Source organism: Streptomyces sp. NPDC031479, from assembly GCF_055581065.1.
The window spans coordinates 1-17846 of sequence record NZ_JBVIKC010000079.1 but is presented as its reverse complement, the minus strand read 5'-3'; the positions used below and the strand labels follow the sequence as shown (position 1 = coordinate 17846).

General features: G+C 72.5%; 15 protein-coding genes. 4 read left to right on the top strand and 11 right to left on the bottom strand.

Annotation, left to right across the window (positions count from 1 at the left end; genetic code table 11):
- On the bottom strand, positions 1–674 hold a 674-nt coding region (locus ACZ5D2_RS39905), incomplete at its 3' end, for an alcohol dehydrogenase catalytic domain-containing protein (protein WP_468936547.1).
- Between the two features lie 228 nt (positions 675–902).
- Between ACZ5D2_RS39905 and ACZ5D2_RS39900 the strand changes: the two genes are divergently transcribed.
- Together ACZ5D2_RS39900 and abc-f are read left to right on the top strand one after the other, a co-directional pair.
- On the top strand, positions 903–1217 hold the full coding sequence (locus tag ACZ5D2_RS39900; protein WP_331733528.1) for an antibiotic biosynthesis monooxygenase family protein: 315 nt from the start codon (positions 903–905) through the stop codon (positions 1215–1217).
- Positions 1218–1413: 196 nt separating this feature from the next.
- Positions 1414–3078: a ribosomal protection-like ABC-F family protein gene (gene abc-f, locus ACZ5D2_RS39895; RefSeq protein WP_468936543.1), complete on the top strand. Its 1665-nt coding sequence runs from the start codon at positions 1414–1416 to the stop codon at positions 3076–3078.
- Here abc-f and ACZ5D2_RS39890 read toward each other — a convergent pair.
- From ACZ5D2_RS39890 to ACZ5D2_RS39845, 10 genes are all read right to left on the bottom strand, one after another.
- Complete coding sequence (locus tag ACZ5D2_RS39890) at positions 3068–4063, bottom strand: Gfo/Idh/MocA family protein (RefSeq protein ID WP_468936540.1); 996 nt, start codon at positions 4061–4063, stop codon at positions 3068–3070. The two genes, abc-f and ACZ5D2_RS39890, sit on opposite strands and share 11 nt — an antisense overlap.
- A 19-nt stretch (positions 4064–4082) precedes the next feature.
- Entirely contained in the window at positions 4083–5513 is a 1431-nt protein-coding gene (locus tag ACZ5D2_RS39885; protein WP_468936537.1) for an NDP-hexose 2,3-dehydratase family protein, read from the bottom strand.
- Entirely contained in the window at positions 5503–6279 is a 777-nt protein-coding gene (locus tag ACZ5D2_RS39880; RefSeq protein WP_468936535.1) for a thioesterase II family protein, read from the bottom strand. The genes ACZ5D2_RS39885 and ACZ5D2_RS39880 overlap by 11 nt, the downstream gene beginning before the upstream one ends.
- Complete coding sequence (locus tag ACZ5D2_RS39875; RefSeq protein ID WP_331733513.1) at positions 6276–6866, bottom strand: dTDP-4-dehydrorhamnose 3,5-epimerase family protein; 591 nt, start codon at positions 6864–6866, stop codon at positions 6276–6278. Before ACZ5D2_RS39875 ends, ACZ5D2_RS39880 begins: the two co-directional genes overlap by 4 nt.
- On the bottom strand, positions 6853–7842 hold the full coding sequence (rfbB, locus tag ACZ5D2_RS39870) for a dTDP-glucose 4,6-dehydratase (RefSeq protein ID WP_331733510.1): 990 nt from the start codon (positions 7840–7842) through the stop codon (positions 6853–6855). The genes ACZ5D2_RS39875 and rfbB overlap by 14 nt, the downstream gene beginning before the upstream one ends.
- Positions 7843–7894: 52 nt before the next feature.
- Positions 7895–8860 (bottom strand): glucose-1-phosphate thymidylyltransferase RfbA, encoded by a 966-nt coding sequence (gene rfbA / locus ACZ5D2_RS39865; protein ID WP_331733507.1) that lies wholly within the window; start codon positions 8858–8860, stop codon positions 7895–7897.
- The gene (locus ACZ5D2_RS39860) at positions 8853–9992 is read right to left on the bottom strand and encodes a DegT/DnrJ/EryC1/StrS family aminotransferase (protein WP_468936530.1); all 1140 of its coding nucleotides are present in this window, start codon (positions 9990–9992) and stop codon (positions 8853–8855) included. Before ACZ5D2_RS39860 ends, rfbA begins: the two co-directional genes overlap by 8 nt.
- Complete coding sequence (locus ACZ5D2_RS39855; protein ID WP_266845205.1) at positions 9989–10435, bottom strand: sugar 3,4-ketoisomerase; 447 nt, start codon at positions 10433–10435, stop codon at positions 9989–9991. Before ACZ5D2_RS39855 ends, ACZ5D2_RS39860 begins: the two co-directional genes overlap by 4 nt.
- Positions 10436–10482: 47 nt before the next feature.
- Positions 10483–11736 carry a cytochrome P450 gene (locus ACZ5D2_RS39850; RefSeq protein WP_331733502.1) on the bottom strand — a complete coding sequence of 418 codons (1254 nt, stop codon included), beginning with the start codon at positions 11734–11736 and terminating at the stop codon, positions 10483–10485.
- An 86-nt stretch (positions 11737–11822) separates the two neighbouring features.
- Positions 11823–13049 carry a macrolide family glycosyltransferase gene (locus tag ACZ5D2_RS39845; protein WP_331733499.1) on the bottom strand — a complete coding sequence of 409 codons (1227 nt, stop codon included), beginning with the start codon at positions 13047–13049 and terminating at the stop codon, positions 11823–11825.
- A 314-nt stretch (positions 13050–13363) separates the two neighbouring features.
- Here ACZ5D2_RS39845 and ACZ5D2_RS39840 point away from each other — a divergent pair, with 314 nt between their 5' ends.
- Together ACZ5D2_RS39840 and ACZ5D2_RS39835 are read left to right on the top strand one after the other, a co-directional pair.
- Positions 13364–14575, top strand: coding sequence for a cytochrome P450 (locus ACZ5D2_RS39840; RefSeq protein ID WP_468936525.1), 1212 nt, complete (start codon positions 13364–13366; stop codon positions 14573–14575).
- Between the two features lie 133 nt (positions 14576–14708).
- On the top strand, positions 14709–17846 hold a 3138-nt coding region (locus ACZ5D2_RS39835), incomplete at its 3' end, for a type I polyketide synthase (RefSeq protein ID WP_468936522.1).

Sequence of the window (17846 nt, the reverse complement as noted above, 5' to 3'; positions counted from 1 at the left end):
CCCTGCTTCATCCCGGCGCCGTTGCGGGAGACCAGCTGGCGGTACGCGGTCGAGTTGACCAGGCCCGGGGACGCGGCCTCCTCCCAGCTGAGGTGCTCCGGCTTCGGCATCAGCTGGTTCGACTTCACCAGCGCGAGCTCCGCCAGGCCGCCGAAGTTGGTCTCGAAGCCCCAGATCCGCTGCTCCGGGTCGAGCATCGTGTCGTCGTGCCCCTCCGCGGACTCCAGCTCCACCGACAGGCAGTGCGCCACGACCCGGTCGCCGGGGTGCCAGCGGTTGACCCCGGGCCCGGTGCGCAGCACCACACCCGACAGGTCCGAACCCAGCACGTGGTACGGGAGGTCGTGGCGCCTGGTCTGCTCGGACAGGCGGCCGTAGCGCTCCAGGAAGCCGAAGGTCGGCAGCGGCTCGAAGATCGAGCTCCAGACGGTGTTGTAGTTGATGGCGCTCGCCATCACCGCGATCAGGGCCTCGCCCGGACCCGGCTGCGGCGTCGGCACGTCCTGGAGGTGCAGGGACTTGCGCGGGTCCTTCTCCGACGAGGCCATCCCCTCGAACATGTCCGTCTCGTCCCGGCGCACCACGTTGCCCCGGTAGGACGGGGGCAGGGCCAGCGCCGCGAAGTCGGCCGGTGCCGTGTCCTCGGACAGCAGGGCATTGACGATCTCGTCCACGTGAGTTCCCTTGCGCATCGGCGGGGGCGCCGTCGGACCGGCCGGTAACCTCGGCCGTGCGCGCCCCCGGTCTCGGAATGACGACGCGTCCGCGGCCGGCGGGCCGCCGTCTCCGGCAGCCTGGGCGGCGCCGGTCGAGCGCCCTTCGAAGCCGCCTCGACCGGCCTTGCGGACGGTGGAAGGACGCCCGCGCACCCGTCGTACCCGTACCCGTAGAGGAGCGGCCCCATGGTGACCTTCGTCAACAGGCTCGATGTCCACGGCGACCTGTCGGAGTTCCTCGCCGTCAAGACCCGTGCCGCCCGGTTCGTCCGGGCCCAGCCCGGCTGCGTCAGCCACCAGACCCTGCGCCTGGTCGGCCCCGCGAACGTCTACGTCGAGCTGTCCGTCTGGCGGGACGCCGCCGCGCACCGCGCCGCGGTGACCAGCGAGGGCTTCCGGAACCTGTCCCGGGACCTGGCCGAACTGGCCACTCCCGAAACGGCGTTGTACGAGACGGTCACCGACGCCGCCCCCACCGCGGCGGCCGACGCCACCCGCTGACCCCCGCCCCCGCCGCGAGCCCCGCCCCCCGGGACCGGCCGGACTCCAGGCACGGTCCACCGTCGCTCGAGCGACGGTGGAGAAGGTCGAACGGCGACCGGCCGGACCTGGTCGAGGACGAGCCCCGCGGGCAGGTGAAGGCCGGATCCTCGGCGAGGACGCCAACTGTCCCACCCGCACGACCAGGAGCATGTCTATGCGATTGTCCTCACCCACCGCGTCCCGGGTGCACTCCCAGCTCACGCTGGAAGAGGTCACCAAACGCTACGACGACCACGTCGTGCTGGACCGGGTGTCGCTCACCGTCAAACCCGGTGAGAAGGCCGGAGTCATCGGCGACAACGGCTCGGGCAAGTCGACGCTCCTGCGGCTGATCGCGGGCGTCGAGGACACGGACAACGGCGACGTCACCGTGACCGCCCCCGGCGGTGTGGGCCACCTGCCGCAGCGCCTCGAACTGCCCGCCGGAGCGACCGTCCGCGACGTGCTCGACCAGGCGTTCGCGGACCTGCGGGACGTGGAGCGCCGCCTGCACGCGGCCGAGGACGCGCTCGTCGACAACGACCCGAAGCTGCTGGCGGAGTACGGCGACCTCCTCGCCGAGTTCGAGGACCGCGGCGGCTACGAGGCCGATGCCCGGGCGGACGCCGCCCTGCACGGCCTCGGCCTGCCCGGACTCGACCGGGACCGGGCCGTCGACACCCTCTCCGGCGGCGAACGCTCGCGCCTGGCCCTGGCCGCGACCCTCGCCGCCGCCCCCGAGCTGCTGCTCCTCGACGAGCCGACCAACGACCTCGACGACCAGGCCGTCGACTGGCTGGAGAAGCGGCTGCGCGACCACCGCGGAACCGTCGTCGTCATCACCCACGACCGGGCCTTCCTGGAGGCGGTGACCTCCACCATCCTGGAGGTGGACCCCGACACCCACACCGTCAACCGGTACGGCAACGGCTACCAGGGCTACCTCACCGCCAAGGCCGCCGCCCGCGCCCGCTGGGAGCAGGAGTACCAGGACCACCTCCAGGAGATCGCCCGCCAGGAGAAGCTCGCCGAGAACGCGGGCCGGATGCTCGCCGCCATCGCCAAGAAGGGCCCCTGGGCCTTCAGCGGCTCCGAGCACCACCGGGCCCGTTCCTCCTCCTCGGCCACGTCGGGCAAGGCACGCAACGCCAACGAGCGGCTGCGCCGGCTGCGGGAGAACCCGGTGCCCGCGCCGCCCGAGCCGCTGCGGTTCACCGCCTCGCTCGCCCTCGGCGACGACTCGGGCTCCGCCGCCTCCGCCGCCGTCCTCACCGAGGCCCACGGCATCGAGGTGCCCGGCCGGCTGCGCATCGAACACCTCGCCATCGCCCCCGGCGAACGGCTGCTGGTCACCGGACCCAACGGGGCCGGCAAGAGCACCCTGCTGCGGGTCCTCGCCGGGGACCTGGAGCCCGAGGGGGGCACGGTTCGCCGGGCGGCCCACATCGGCTGGCTGCGCCAGGACGAGATGCCCAAGCACCCCCGCCGCTCGGTGCTGGCGGAGTTCGCGGAGGGCCGACCGGGCCACCCCGAGGAGCACGCCGAACAGCTGCTGTCCCTCGGGCTGTTCCGCCCCGCCGAGCTGGAACTGCCCGTCGGGTCCCTGTCGGTGGGCCAGCGGCGGCGCATCGACGTGGCCCGCCTGGTGACCCGCCCAGTGGACCTGCTGCTGCTCGACGAGCCCACCAACCACCTGTCGCCGCTGCTGGTGGAGGAACTCGAAGAGGCCCTGTCCCACTACACGGGCGCCGTGGTCACCGTCACCCACGACCGCCGGATGCGCCGCGGCTTCCGGGGCACCCACCTGGAACTGCGCGACGGGGCCGCCGTCACGCCCTGACGCGCGACGCCGCCCCGCGGATCCCGTCCAGCAGCGCGGCCTGCCGCATCGACTCGGCGTCGAGCAGCGGCAGGCCGCCCCGCGTACGGTCCGGGTCCGCGACGGCGGCGGCGAAGAACCGCAGCACCGCCTCGAAGTGGTCCTCCGCCGGCACGCGCAGCTCGCGCGGCCGCGTGCCCACGACGAGCCGGACGACGGGGACGTGCGCGGGTGCCGTCGTGAAGACGTGCTCCACCGACAGGGAGCCCTCGCTGCCCTGGATCTCGTACCAGGACCGGTAGTGGTGCTCCATGCCGAAGCGCAGCTGGGCCGTGGCCCCGTCCGGGGCGGCCAGCAGGGCCGCACCCGACAGGTCCACCCCGAGGCGGTCGTCGTGGCGCAGCACCGCCCCGGCCACGGACAGGCCCGTGCCGAGGAAGCGCAGGGCGGCGCGCAGCGGGTAGACGCCGCTGTCGAGCAGGGCCCCGCCGCCGAGCGCCGGGTCGTGGCGGGTGTCGCCCTCGGGCCGGGGCGGGATGGTGAACGCCGCGGACACCGAGCGGAGCGTGCCGAGGGTCCCGGCCTCCAGCAGGGCGGCCACCGTCCGCTGGGTGCCGTGGTGCAGGAACATGAAGTTCTCCAGCAGCACCAGGGAACGGGAGCGGGCGAGCGCGTACAGCCGCTCCGCGTCCGCGCCCCGGGTGGCCAGCGGCTTCTCCACGAGGACGTGCTTGCCGGCGCGCAGCGCCCGCTCCGCCCAGGCGGCGTGCAGCATCGTGGGCAGGCACAGGTACACCGCCGTCACGTCCCGGCGGGCCAGCAGTTCCTCGTACGAGGCCACGGGCTCCCCGCCGAAGCGGGCGGCGAACGCGGCGGCCCGGTCCGGGTCGCGGGCGGCGACGGCGGCCAGCGTGAGCGCGGGGGTGCGGGCCAGTGCCGGCAGGGTGCGGCGGGCGGCGATGTCGCCGCAGCCGAGGAGGCCGAGGCGCAGCGGGGTGGGGGACACGGTCCGTCCTCGGGGAGGTTCAGTACAGGGTGTGCGCGCACACCACGAGGGTGCGCAGTTCGACGTCGAGGTGGTTCCCGTACGCCAGCAACTCGGTGAGCTGCGAGAACGTCAGCCAGGCGAAGTCTTCGGGGACGTCCTCGGAGAACTCCTCGCCGACCTCGACGATCGTGTACCGGTTCTCCGCGCGGAGGAAGCGGCCGCCCTCCTCGGACTGCACCGCGTCGTAGCGGATCCGCGTGTCCGGAGCGGCCAGTACGTCGGCGAGGAAGGGCGGGAACGGGGCGCGTCCGGGCCCGGTGTGGTCGGCGGGCCGGCAGTGCACGGTGGGCGCCAGCTCGGCGACGGCGAGGTGGCCGACGTCGACCCGCGCCTGCACCAGGGCGTGCAGGGTCCCCCGGATCGGTTTGACGACCAGCGCCATCAGCCCCGGGACCTGTGGCTGGATCAGGGGCTGCGTCCAGGCGGCGACCTCCCGGTTGCTCGCGGAGATGTCCGCGCCCACGACGCGGAAGCGGCGTCCGCCCGCGTGGCCGATCTCGTCGGCGGTACGCACCCAGCCGTCCTCGGCCACCTCGGCCAGCGGCACCCGGCGCTGGACCAGCTCCCGCTGGGCGCGGATCCCGGTGAGCCAGCTGAGGATCTCTGGGGTGCGCAGTACGGAGGGCGCCGACGGATCGTGGAAGGAGCGCAGCACCGGGCCGGCGGCGGCCCCCTCGGGACCGGCGCCGGAGGTCGGCAGGCAGGCGAGGATGGAGCGGCTGTCCATGTTGACGACGTTGTCCAGGCGCAGCAGCCGCAGCAACTGGCCGTAGGTCAGCCAGCGGAACTCCGGGCCGGTCTCGATGTCCTCGTCGATCTCGACGACCATGTTGCGGTTGCGTTTGCCGAGGAACCAGTCGGCCTGCTCGGACTGGAGGGCGTCCACCAGCACGCGGGCCCGGCCGCGTTCCAGGAAGAGGTCGAGGTGGGGGATGCCGCGGCCGCGGTGGACGCCGGTGAAGTTGCTGCGGGTGGCCTGCACGGTCGGGGAGAGCTGCAGCGTGTTCACGTTGCCCGGCTCCATCTTGGCCTGCATCAGGAAGTGCAGCACGCCGTCGATCTCCCGGGCCACGATGCCCAGCAGGCCGATCTCGGGCTGGACGATGATCGGCTGCTTCCAGCCGCGCACAGGCAGGCCGTCGGCGTACACGTGCAGGCCCTCCACGGAGAAGAACCGGCCCGACTCGTGCCGCAGGTTGCCGGTCCCCTCCTCGAACGACCAGCCCCGCAGCTCGGCGAACGGCACCCGGGTGACCCGGAAGTCGCCGGCCCGGGTCCGTTCGGCCAGCCACGGGGCGACCCGGTGCACGGGCATGACCGCGCTGTCGGGCGTACGCGCCGACAGCAGCAGGCGGCGTGCGGTGTCCGCCCGGTCGGCGGCCGCCCTGGGCGGGGTCTCAGTGCGCACGGTCCAGCGCCCCCTCGACGATGCTGCGGACGTCCTCGGCACGCTCGGTGAGGAAGAAGTGCCCGCCGGGCAGCACGCACAGCCCGAACGGCCCGTCCACCACCTGCGACCAGCGCAGCGCGTCGTCGACGGAGACGTTGGGGTCCCGGTCGCCGGTCAGCACCGTCACCGGCACCCGTAGCGGCGGTCCCGGGCGGTGCACGTACGCGCCGGCCACCCGGTAGTCGCCGCGGATCGCGGGCAGCACCATGCGCATCATCTCCTCGTCCTGGAGCAGCGCCGGTTCGGTGCCCTGGAGCCGGGCGATCAGGTCGATCAGCCCCCGGTCGTCCAGCAGGTGGGCGGTGTCGCGGCGGGGCACGGTCGGGGACCGGCGGCCCGACAGGAACAGGTGGACGGGCCGCTCGCCGAGGTCGGCCAGCCGCCGGGCCGTCTCGTAGGCGAGGGTGGCGCCCAGGCTGTGCCCGAACAGCGCGAACGGTTCCCCGGTCCACTGCCGCAGCTCGGGCAGCAGCCCCTCGACGAGTTCCTCGACGCTGGTGGCGCAGGGTTCCGAGCGGCGGTCCTGGCGGCCCGGGTACTGGACGGCGAGCACCTCGACCCCGGCGGGCGCGAGCGCGGTGGCCAGACCCAGGTAGGAGCTGGCCGAGCCCCCGGCGTGCGGGAAGCACACCAGCCGCACGACCGCGGCGTCGAGCGGGCGGTAGCGGCGCAGCCAGGCGTCGCGGACGACGGCCGGGGTGCGGGTGGCGGTGGGCGGGGTCACGGGCGGATCAGCTCCTCGTGGGGTGTGTGGCGGGGCAGCCGGCCGGAGGCCACGACCTCGGCCAGGGAGGGCGCGGCCGCGTCCTTGGGGGAGCGGACCGGGGGCCCGGTCAGGCCCCAGGGCAGGGCCAGTTCGGGGTCCAGCGCGTCGACGTCGACCATCGCCCCCGGCACGTACTCGGCGGCGAGCAGGTAGTTCACGCAGGTGTCGTCCTCCAGCGCGAGGAAGGCGTGCCCGATGCTGCCCGGCATGTACAGGGCGATGCCGTCGCGGGCGTCGAGCCGGGTCATGACGTGCCGGCCGAAGGTGGGGGAGCCGGTGCGCAGGTCCACCATGAAGTCGAGGATCGAGCCGCGTACGCAGGTCACGAGCTTGCCGGCGTCACCGGGCACGTCGTTGCAGTGCACCCCGCGCAGCGTGCCCCGGCGCGACACCGAGTTGTTGACCTGGCGGACGGTGAACGGCAGGCCCGTCTCCTCGGTCAGCCGGCTGTGCCGGGCGGCCTCCCAGAAGTGGCCGCGTTCGTCCTCGAAGCGTTCGGGCACGATCCGGAACGTGCCGGACAGCTCCGTCTCATCGATGCGCAACGTGGCCCGCCTTCAGGGGCTCCCACCAGGCGCGGTGCTCCCGGTACCAGGCGACCGTCTCGGCCAGACCCCGGTCGAAGGGCACCCGGGGCGCGTAGCCGAGCTCGGAGGAGATCTTGTCGATGTCCACCGAGTAGCGGCGGTCGTGCCCGGCCCGGTCCGCGACCCGGCGCAGGGCGCCCGCGTCGCGCCCGCACAGCTCCAGCAGCCGGTCCGTCAGCTCCAGGTTGGTCAGCTCGGTGCCGCCGCCGATGTTGTACACCTCGCCCGGCCGCCCCTTGACGGCGACGAGGGCGATGCCCCGGCAGTGGTCGTCCACGTGCAGCCAGTCGCGGCTGTTGCCGCCGTCCCCGTACAGCGGGACGTCGAGGCCGTCGACCAGGTTGGTGGTGAACAGCGGGATGACCTTCTCCGGGAACTGGTACGGCCCGTAGTTGTTGGAGCAGCGCGTCACGCACACCTCCAGCCCGTGGGTGCGGTGGAAGGCCAGGGCCAGCAGGTCGGAGGAGGCCTTGGAGGCGGCGTAGGGCGAGTTGGGCACGAGGGGGTGGTCCTCGGGCCAGGAGCCCGTCTCGATGGACCCGTAGACCTCGTCGGTGGAGACGTGTACGAACCGGCCGGTGCCCGCCGCGACGGCCGCCTGGAGCAGCGTGGCCGTGCCCAGCACGTTGGTGCGCACGAACTCGGAGGCGTCGGCGATCGACCGGTCCACGTGCGACTCGGCGGCGAAGTGCACCACCAGGTCCGTGTCCGCCATCAGCTCGGCGACCAGCTCCCGGTCGCAGATGTCCCCGTGGACGAACTCCAGCCGGGGGTCTTCGCTCACCGGGTCGAGGTTGGCGAGGTTCCCGGCGTAGGTGAGGGCGTCCAGCACCACCACCTCGCCCTCGCCCAGGTCCGGGTAGGCCCCGGCCAGCAGCTCTCTGACGAAGTGTGAGCCGATGAAGCCCGCACCTCCGGTCACCAGGACGCGCATCTCGAAGGACCTTTCGTGAGGAGGGGAGCGGGCGGGGGCGGGGCGGGGGCGCTCAGGCGGCGGGGGAGTCGGCCGCGGTGCTCGCCGCGGCCCGGCCCGCGAGCTGGCGCACGTAGTTGCCGTAGCTCGAATCGCCGAGTTCGCGGCCGAGCGCGAAGCACTGCTCGTGGCCGATGAACCCCATCCGCAGGGCGATCTCCTCCACGCAGGCGATCCGTTCGCCCTGGCGCTGCTCCAGCAGCTGGACGTACTGGCCGGCCTGGAGCAGCGAGTCGTGCGTGCCCATGTCCAGCCAGGCGAAGCCGCGGCCCAGCTCGTTCAGCCGGGCCCGGCCCTGGGCCAGGTAGACCCGGTTGACGTCGGTGATCTCCAGCTCTCCGCGCGCCGAGGGACGCAGCCCGCGGGCGATCTCCACCACGTCGTTGTCGTACAGGTACAGACCGGTCACGGCCAGGTTGGAGCGCGGCCGGTCGGGCTTCTCCACCAGCGACACCAGCCGCCCGTCGGAGTCCAGTTCGCCCACGCCGTAGCGCTGGGGGTCCTGCACGGGGTAGCCGAACAGCTCGCAGCCGTCCAGGCGCATCGCCGCCTGGTTGATCACCGAGGAGAAGCCGGGGCCGTGGAAGACGTTGTCGCCGAGGATCAGCGCCACCGGACTGTCGCCGATGTGCTCCTCGCCGATCAGGAAGGCCTCCGCGATGCCCCGCGGCTCCTCCTGCTCCGCGTAGCGAAGGTCGATGCCGAGCTGCGAGCCGTCGCCGAGCAGGGCCCGGAACATCTCCAGGTGGTTCGCGGCCGAGATGATCTGGATGTCCCGGATGCCGGCGAGCATCAGCACCGCCAGCGGGTAGTAGATCATCGGCTTGTCGTACACCGGGAGGAGCTGCTTGGACAGTGCCCCCGTCAGTGGCCGCAGCCGGGTGCCGCTGCCGCCCGCGAGGATGATGCCCTTGAGCGGGCGGCGGGCCCCGTGGGCGGCGAGCGCCGACACGGTCGGAAGGGTGGGAACCTCAATCATGGCTGCTCTCCGTGGCGTCACGGACCGCCGTGATGACGGTCTCTACGTCCTTCGCGGTCAGCTGCGGCCCCATGGGCAGGCTCAGCACCTCGGCGGCCAGACGCTCGGAGTGGGGCAGCGGGCCGGTTCCGGTGCCCGCGTAGGCATCGGACCGGTGCACGGCGACCGGGTAGTGGACCAGGTTCTCCACCCCCGCGTCCGTCAGCGCGGTGCGCAGCTCCTCCCGGCGCGGCGTCCGCAGTACGTACTGGTGCCAGACCGGCTCCGCCCACGGGGCGACGGACGGCACGGTCAGGCCCGGCAGGCCGGCGAGGCCCTCGCCGTAGCGCGCGGCGATCTCCCGGCGGCGGGCGTTCCAGGCGTCCAGCCGCGGCAGCTTCACCCGCAGCGCCGCCGCCTGGAGTTCGTCGAGCCGCGAGTTGGTGCCGCGGACCTCGTGGCGGTACTTCTCCCGGGCTCCGTAGTTGCGCAGCAGCCGGATCCGCTCCGCCAGGGCGGCGTCAGAGGTGACCACCGCGCCGCCGTCGCCCAGCGCGCCCAGGTTCTTGCCCGGGTAGAAGCTGAACGCCGCCGCGTACCGGGAGCCGATCCGCCGGCCCCGGTAGCGGGCCCCGTGCGCCTGGGCCGCGTCCTCCACCACCGCGATGCCCCGGGGGGCCGTGACGGCCTCCACGGCGTCGAGGTCCACGGGGTGCCCGTAGGTGTGCACCGGCATGACCGCCCGGGTGCGGTCGGTGATCGCCGCCGCGATCCGGTCGGGATCGATCAGGCAGGAGCCGGGCTCCGGCTCCACCGGGACGGGGCGCGCGCCCGTCGCCGACACCGCGAGCCAGGTCGCGACGAAGGTGTGCCCGGGGACGATCACCTCGTCGCCCTCGCCGATCCCGAGCGCCCGCAGCGTCAGCTCCAGGGCGTCCAGCCCGCTGCCGACGCCGACGCAGTGACCGTTCTCGCAGTAGCGGGCGAACTCCTCCTCGAACGCCTCCAGTTCGGGCCCGAGCAGGTAGCGGCCGCTGCGTGTCACCCGCAGCACCGCCGCGTCGAGTTCCTCCTGGAGCCCGTCCAGGGCGTGCAGGTCCCGCAGGTCGTGGAAGGGCACGCGGATCCCGCGCGTCACGGCCGGCGCCGTCACGGCCACCTCCTCGCATCGGCCAGGAAGGCCTCGTAGTCGCGGTGGTAGTCCGACTCGTCGTAGTGCAGCGAGGCCAGGACGACACAGACCGCGCCCTCGGAGAAGCCGCTCAGCTGCCGCCACACCATCGGCCCGATGTACAGGCCCCGGCCGGGGTCGTCCAGGACGTACGACGCCTGCCCGAACCCGTCGTCCACGGTGATCGTGAAACTGCCGTGGACCGCGATGACCAGCTGCTCCAGCTCCCGGTGGGCGTGGCTGCCCCGGGAGGCCCCGGCGTCCGCGTCGTGCAGGTAGTAGACCCGTCTGATCGGGAAGCCGGTCGTCGCCCCGGACTCGACGACCGACAGCTTGCCGCGCTCGTCGTTGTGCTGCTCCAAGTCGATGAAGGCGCAGGGTTTGATCCTGCCCACCTTCGTTTCTGTGGTGGTGCCCACCGCCATGCGCTTCCGCTCCCTCGTTGACCCGCTCCGAACGCGCCGCGGACGTCTCAGCCGCGGACGACGGAGACCGGCAGATGACGCGGGGTCAGCTGGTCGGCCTCGTAGAACTCCGCCTTGTCGTGGTCGACCGAGAACGAGGCGAACGCGTCGAAGGCCAGGTTCAGGAAGACCTTCGCCTCGATCCGCGCCAGGAACGCCCCCAGGCAGTGGTGGATGCCGTGGCCGAACGCCATGTGCTTGTTGGAGCTCCGGTGCACGTCGAAGGTGTCCGGGTCCGGGAACTGCGCCGGGTCCCGGTTGGCGGACGCGCTCCACGCCGTCACCATCTGGCCGGCCTTCATCGGCACGCCCAGCAGGTCGGTGTCCTGCGTCACCAGCCGGAAGATGTTGTTGAACGGGCCGCGGAAGCGCAGCGTCTCCTCGACGGCGGCGGGGATCAGCGAACGGTCGGCGCGCAGCGCCGCCTGCGCCCCGGGGTGGCGGTCCAGCACGATGAACAGGTTGCTCAGCAGCGTGGCGCTGGAGATGTGGCCCGCCGTCAGCAGCAGCGCCACGATGTTGACGATCTCCTCGTCGGTGAGCCGGCGGCCCTCGACCTCGGACTCGATGAGCCCGCTCATCAGGTCGTCCGTCGGCACCGCGCGCTTCTCGGCGATCTTCGCGTACAGGTACGCGGCCCACTCCTTGATGGCGGGGCCCATCGTCTCGGCGAAGTCGTCCGGGAGGTTCGGGTACTCCATGCCCTCGTTGTTGAGGATGACGTCGACCCACTCGCGGAACAGGTCCTGGTCCTCGGCCGGCACCCCGAGCAGCTCGGCGATCACCGTGACCGGCAGCGGGTAGGCGAGGTCCGTGACCACGTCGATGTCGGTACGGTCCCCGAGCCCGTCGAGCAGTTCCCGGGTGATCTCCGCGATCCGCGGCTCCAGGGCCGCCATCCGGCGCGGGGTGAAGGCCTGGCCGACCAGACGGCGCAGCGGGCCGTGCTTGGGCGGGTCGATGCCGCCGAAGGTACCGGGACCCATCAGCAGCGCCAGCTCCTCGGGCACCGGGAAGACCGGCGAGAAGTCGGAGGAGAAGACGAGGGGGTTCGTCGAGACGGTGTTGTAGTCCTCGTACGAGAAGACCTGCCAGGCGAAGCGCGTCGAGTCGTAGAAGACGGGCGCCTCGGCGCGGGCCCGCGCGAACCAGTCCAGCAGCTGCTGTGCGTCGGCGGCCTCGGGCTGTGCCAGCGGGTGCGGGGCCTCTTCCGCCGCGATGGCCTCGGCCGCCTCGGCTGCCTCGGTGGTCTGTGTCGTCATGTCGGCTTCCTCAGCTCGGGTTCAGCAGGGGAGGGGAAGGGAGAAGGGGAGAAGGGGAGAGGGAGGAGGGGAGGGGCGGTGCCGGGTCAGGCGTCCGCGGGAACGGGTGCCAGCAACCGCTCGATCGCGTCGGCTGCGGCCACCGGGCCGCCCGCGGACTCGATCTCCCGGCGCAGCCGCGCCACGGAGTCCCGCACGTCCGGGTCTCCCGCCACGGCGAGGACCGTCTCGCGGATCCGCTCGGGCGAGACGTCCTTGCGCAGCAGCTTCGCGCCGACGCCCAGCTGCTCGACGCGCGTCGCGGTCGCGTGCAGCTCCGCCATCTGCGGGACCGAGATCACCGGCACGCCCTCGGAGACGGCCTGGAGCACGGTGCTCGTACCGCCGTGGTTGATCATCAGGGCCGCGTGCCGGAGCACCTCGCCCTGCGGCACGAACGTGTGCACCCGGACGTTCTCCGGCACCGGGTCCAGAGCGCCGTCGGGCACACCGCCCGCGTGGGCCATCTCCACGTCCCAGTCCAGGTCCGCGAAGGCCAGCGCACACGCCCGGAAGAACTCGGGCTGGCGGTTGTACAGGGTGCCCAGCGTGATCAGCGCCAGCGGCCGGCCCGTCCGCGGGGCCTCCCAGTCACCGTGGAAGCTGTTCGCGCCCGTGCACGGACCGACGAAGTGGACCTCCTCGCCGAAGGTCTCCCCGGCGTACTGGAACGCCCGCGGCAGGTACACCAGCGCCGGCCCCGAGTGCACGTCGTCCGCGAACTCGCCGATGCCCTTCTCCACGCCGTGTTCCGCCAGCAGCCCAGCGACCACCGCGAACAGCTCGCCCGTCTCGGGGTCCTCCTGCTGCTCCTCGGCGGTGTCCACCGGCGGGTGCAGCGACCAGTGCTCGTTCGCCACGTACGTCGGCGTACTGCGGATGACCGGGATGCCCCACTTCGCCGCCAGGATGTGGCCGCTCCAGAAGGACGACGGGTCGCACACGAACACGTCGGGCCGGTCGTCCGCGAAGTGCTCCTCGAACGAGGGAAGCGTCTGCTGGGTGAGCTCCAGCATCCACTTCATCATGTTCAGGAACTCCTGCTGGTCCGTGTACGACGCCGAGTCCTGCTGCGGCACCATCGTCGCCAGGAACCGGTCCTGGTCCATCGGGTACGACAGGAACTCCGCCCCCGACGCCAGCACCCGCTCGCCGTAGTTCTCGGAGAGCGCGTACGTGACCCGGTGACCGCGCGCGACGAGCTCCCGCGCCACCGACAGCGTCGGATTCACATGACCCGCCGCGGGGAGGATAAAGAAGGCGATATGCGCCATCGGGAGCAGCCTTTCGAATCTTGCACCGAAACAGAATGCGTGGGGCCTGGGCTGTGGCCTGCTGGTCGACCTCACGGAAATTACGGGGGTCGACAGTGCTGGCGCAAGTGCGGACTTGACATAGTGTGAGATCGCTCTTCGCCGTCGCGTGACCCTTCCGGAGTCTCCTCAAAACGACATTGAACGCGACTCAATTCGGGCTTGAATTTCCGGCCCAATTCGGAGTGAGTTGACATAGTCCTCTTACTGTCGGCGGTGTGTCCGCCGTGCGCTGCTGTTGGCTGACAGGGCCCGCGTACAGAGGAGATCCAGCCATGACCTGCCCTCACGCCGCCGCCGGGACCATCCGGACGTACCCCTTCGGCGACCGCGTCGACCTCGAACTCGACCCGGCCTACGCCGCCCTGCGGTCGGCCGATCCCGTCGTGCGCGTCCGCATGCCCTACGGCGGCGACGCCTGGCTCCTCACCCGCCACGCCGACATCAAGAAGGCCTCCGCCGACCCCCGCCTGAGCATGCACGCCGGAGCCGACCGCGACGTCCCCCGCGCCGCACCCCGCACCCTGGACTCCGTCGGCCTCATGGGCATGCCCCCCGAGACCCACGCCCGCCTGCGCCGGCTCGTCTCCCGCGCCTTCACCGCCCGCCGGGTCGCGGCCCTGCGCCCCCGCATCACCGAGATCACCCACCGGCTCATCGACGAACTCGTGGCCGCCGGCGGCCCCGCCGACCTCGTCCAGGGCCTGGCCCTGCCGCTGCCCACCGCCGTCATCTGCGAGATGCTCGGCATCCCCCACGAGGACCGGCACGTCTTCCGCGCCTTCACCGAGGCCCTGATGTCCGCGAGCCGCTACACCGAGGAACAGGTCGCCGCGGCCGCCGAGGAGTACGCCGACTACCTGCGCGGCTACGTCGCACTGCGCCGCGCCCACCCCGAGGACGACCTGCTCAGCGCCCTCATCGAAGCCCACGACGAGGGCGAGGCGCTCAGCGAGGACGAACTCCTCATGCTCACCGGCGGCATGCTCATCGGCGGCCACGAGACCACCGCCGGACAGCTCGCCGGCCACGTGGCGCTCCTCCTCGCCGACCGCACCCGCTACGAGGAACTCTGCGCCCGCCCCGACCTCGTCCCCACCGCCGTCGAGGAACTCCTGCGCGTGGTTCCCCTGTGGTCCAGCGTCGGACCCACCCGGATCGCCACCGAGGACATCGAGATCGGCGGCGTCACCATCCGCGCCGGCGAGGCCGTCATCTACTCCCTCGCCTCCGCCAACCGCGACGAGACCGTCTTCGAGGACGCCGACGCACTCCTCCTGGACCGCGCCGCGAACCCCCACATCGCCTTCGGACAGGGCCCCCACTACTGCCTCGGCGCCCCCCTCGCCCGCGCCGAACTCCAGTGCGCGCTCGAAGCCCTCACCTCCCGCCTCCCCGGACTGCGCCTCGCCGTCCCGGCCCCGGACCTCGCCTGGCACGAGGGCATGCTCGTCCGCGGACTCGTGGAACTGCCCGTCACCTGGTGACCCGGCCGGCATCCGGCACCCGCGCCCCCCTTCCCGCGCGCGGCTCCCGCGGAACACCACCGCGGCCCCTTTCGACTTCATGCGCATTCCCCTCCAGGGGAAGGCGCAGTTCATCCCTGGCCATGGAGAACCGATGAACCCCGAGACCGGTGAGCAGCACGTGGGTGACAACGACATAGCCGTCGTGGGACTGGCCTGCCGACTGCCCGGAGCGGCGAATCACGAAGAATTCTGGGAGCTCCTTCGGAACGGCCGGAATTCCGTTTCCCGGCAGGACGACGGAACCTGGCGCGCCGCCCTGGAGGACCATGGCGCATTCGACGCCGAATTCTTCGGGATGACGGCCGCCCAGGCCGCCGCCACCGACCCCCAGCAGCGCCTGGTCCTGGAACTCGGCTGGGAGGCCCTCGAACACGCCGGTATCGTCCCCGGCCGGCTCCGCGGCACCCGCACCGGCGTGTACGTCGGCATCGCCTCCGACGACTACGCCACCCTCGCCGCGCGCCGCACCGGCGACGCGGGCGGTTACAGCGCCGCGGGCCGCCAGCGCGCCATGGCCGCCAACCGGCTCTCCTACCTCCTCGGACTGCGCGGCCCCAGCATGGCCGTGGACACCGCCCAGTCCTCCTCCCTCGTCGCCGTCCACCTCGCATGCGAGAGCCTGCGGCGCGGTGAGAGCGACCTCGCCGTCGTCGGCGGGGTCAACCTGATCCTGGCCGACGACAGCACCACCGTCATGGACCTGATGGGGGCCCTCTCCCCCGACGGCCGCTGCCACACCTTCGACGCCCGTGCCAACGGCTACGTCCGCGGTGAGGGCGGCGTCGCCGTCGTGCTCAAGCCCCTGCACCGGGCCCTCGCCGACGGCGACCGCGTGCACTGCGTCGTCAAGGGAGGTGCCGTCAACAACGACGGCGGTGGCCCGAGCCTGACCACTCCCGACCGGGCCGCCCAGGAAGCGGTGCTCCGCGAGGCCTACGACCGGGCGGGCGTACGGCCCGGACGGGTCCGCTTCGTCGAACTCCACGGCACCGGAACCCGCGCGGGCGACCCCGTCGAGGCCGCGGCGCTCGGCGCCGTCCTCGGCACGGCCCGCGCCGCCACGGGCGCCGACACCCCGCTGGCCGTCGGCTCGGCGAAGACGAACGTCGGCCACCTCGAAGGTGCCGCCGGCCTCGTCGGCTTCCTCAAGGCAGTCCTCACCGTCCGCGAAGGGGAGATCCCGGCCACCCTGAACCACGAGACGCCCCACCCCGACATCCCGCTGGACGCGTTGAACCTGCGCGTCCCGACCGCCCCGGAGCCGTGGACCGAGCCGTTCGGGCAGCGACGGCTGGCGGGCGTGTCGTCCTTCGGCATGGGCGGCACCAACGCCCACCTCGTCCTCGAAGAGGCCCCGGCTGAGGTTGCTGCTGAGGCCCCGGCTGGGGTCCCGGCTGAGGACGCGGCCGAGGACGCGGCCGAGGACCGACGGGCCGCGCTGCCCGTCGTGCCCGTCGTCGTCTCCGGCCGGACCGCCGAAGGCCTCCGCGACCAGGCCGCCCAGCTCAGCGCCCGTGTCGAACACGGCCCGGAGCTCGACCTCCTCGACGTCGCCTGGACCCTCGCCGACGCCCGTACCGTCTTCGGCCACCGTGCCGTCGTCCTGGCCGGCGACCGCGACGAACTGCTCACCCGCCTGGAGCGCTCCGCCGTACACGGTGTGGCGGGGTCGTTCGGTCGTCGGGTGCTGGTGTTTCCGGGTCAGGGGACGCAGTGGGTGGGGATGGGTGCGGGGTTGTTGGATTCCTCGCCCGTTTTCGCGGGGCGGTTGCGGGAGTGTGCTGATGCTCTGGCGCCGTTCGTGGATTTCGATGTGGTGGAGGTGTTGCGGGAGGGGCGTTCGCTGGAGCGGGTGGATGTGGTCCAGCCCGTGACGTGGGCGGTGATGGTTTCGCTCGCCGAGGTGTGGCGTTCGCTGGGTGTGGTGCCGGATGCGGTGGTCGGGCATTCGCAGGGTGAGATCGCTGCGGCGGCTGTGTCGGGGGCGTTGTCCCTTGCGGATGCGGCGCGGGTGGTTGCGTTGCGGGCTCAGGTGATCGGGCGTGAGTTGGCGGGTCTGGGGGGTATGGCGTCGATTCCGTTGCCGTTGGAGGTTGTTGAGGCGCGGCTTGGGGTGTGGGCGGGCCGGCTGGGTGTGGCTGCGGTGAACGGGCCGTCGAGCACGGTCGTCGCCGGGGATGCGGATGCGGTGGCCGCGTTCGTCGCGGAGGCGGTGGAGGAGGGCATCCGGGCCCGTCAGGTGCCCGTCGACTACGCCTCGCACTCTGCGCATGTGGAGCGGATCGAGGCGGAGCTGCTGGATGTTCTCGGCCCGATTGTGCCGCGCAGGGCGGAGATCCCGTTCTACTCGACCGTGAGTGCCGGGTCGGTCGACACCACCGGTCTCGATGCCGGGTACTGGTACCGCAACCTGCGTCACCCCGTCCGTTTCGAGGAGACCGTCAAGGTCCTCCTGGAAGACGGCTTCGCCACCTTCGTCGAGTCCAGCGCGCACCCCGTCCTCACCATCGGGATCCAGGAGGCGGCCGACGCCGCCGGTGTCGACGTCCTGGCGACCGGTTCGCTCCGGCGTGACGAAGGCGGCCTGGAACGCTTCCTGACGTGTGCCGCCGAGCTCTTCGTGCGCGGCACCGACATCGACTGGGCCCGGCTCTTCGAGGGCACCGGTGCCCGCCGCGTCGAGCTGCCCACCTACGCCTTCCAGCGCACCCACCACTGGCTGGGCTCCGAAGCGGCCGACGGCCCGGCGCGGTCCTCGGCCGACACGGCCACCGAGACCCTGCTCAGCCGCGAACTGCGGGGCCGCTCCGAGAACGAGCAGCTCGACCACGTACTGGACCTGGTACGTGTCCACGCGGCCACGGTCCTCGGCCACATCTCCGCCGCGGCGATCGCGGCCGAGAAGACCTTCAAGGAGCAGGGGTTCGAGTCGATCAACGGCATCGAGCTGCGCAACCGGCTGCGCGCCGCGACCGGCCTGCGCCTCCCCACGACCCTCATCTACGACGCCCCCACCCCGCTCGCCGTCGCTCGCCTGATCCGGGACGCGGCCGTAGAGACGCTCCGGGAGCACGCCCCCTCGGCATCCGCCGCGGAGCCGCCCCGGCAAGCCCCCGTCGAACCCCTTTCGGCCGACGAGCCGATCGCGATCGTGGGGATGGCGTGCCGTTTTCCGGGTGGGGTGAGTTCTCCGGAGGGGTTGTGGGATCTGGTGTCCTCGGGTGTGGAC

What these genes read in the sequence shown, in the direction of transcription:
- ACZ5D2_RS39900 (WP_331733528.1), top strand. Translation starts at nt 903, where the DNA reads ATGGTGACCTTCGTCAACAGGCTCGATGTCCACGGCGACCTGTCGGAG.
- abc-f (WP_468936543.1), top strand. Translation starts at nt 1,414, where the DNA reads ATGCGATTGTCCTCACCCACCGCGTCCCGGGTGCACTCCCAGCTCACG.
- rfbB (WP_331733510.1), bottom strand. Translation starts at nt 7,842, where the DNA reads ATGCGCGTCCTGGTGACCGGAGGTGCGGGCTTCATCGGCTCACACTTC.
- rfbA (WP_331733507.1), bottom strand. Translation starts at nt 8,860, where the DNA reads ATGATTGAGGTTCCCACCCTTCCGACCGTGTCGGCGCTCGCCGCCCAC.
- ACZ5D2_RS39855 (WP_266845205.1), bottom strand. Translation starts at nt 10,435, where the DNA reads ATGGCGGTGGGCACCACCACAGAAACGAAGGTGGGCAGGATCAAACCC.
- ACZ5D2_RS39850 (WP_331733502.1), bottom strand. Translation starts at nt 11,736, where the DNA reads ATGACGACACAGACCACCGAGGCAGCCGAGGCGGCCGAGGCCATCGCG.
- ACZ5D2_RS39845 (WP_331733499.1), bottom strand. Translation starts at nt 13,049, where the DNA reads ATGGCGCATATCGCCTTCTTTATCCTCCCCGCGGCGGGTCATGTGAAT.
- ACZ5D2_RS39840 (WP_468936525.1), top strand. Translation starts at nt 13,364, where the DNA reads ATGACCTGCCCTCACGCCGCCGCCGGGACCATCCGGACGTACCCCTTC.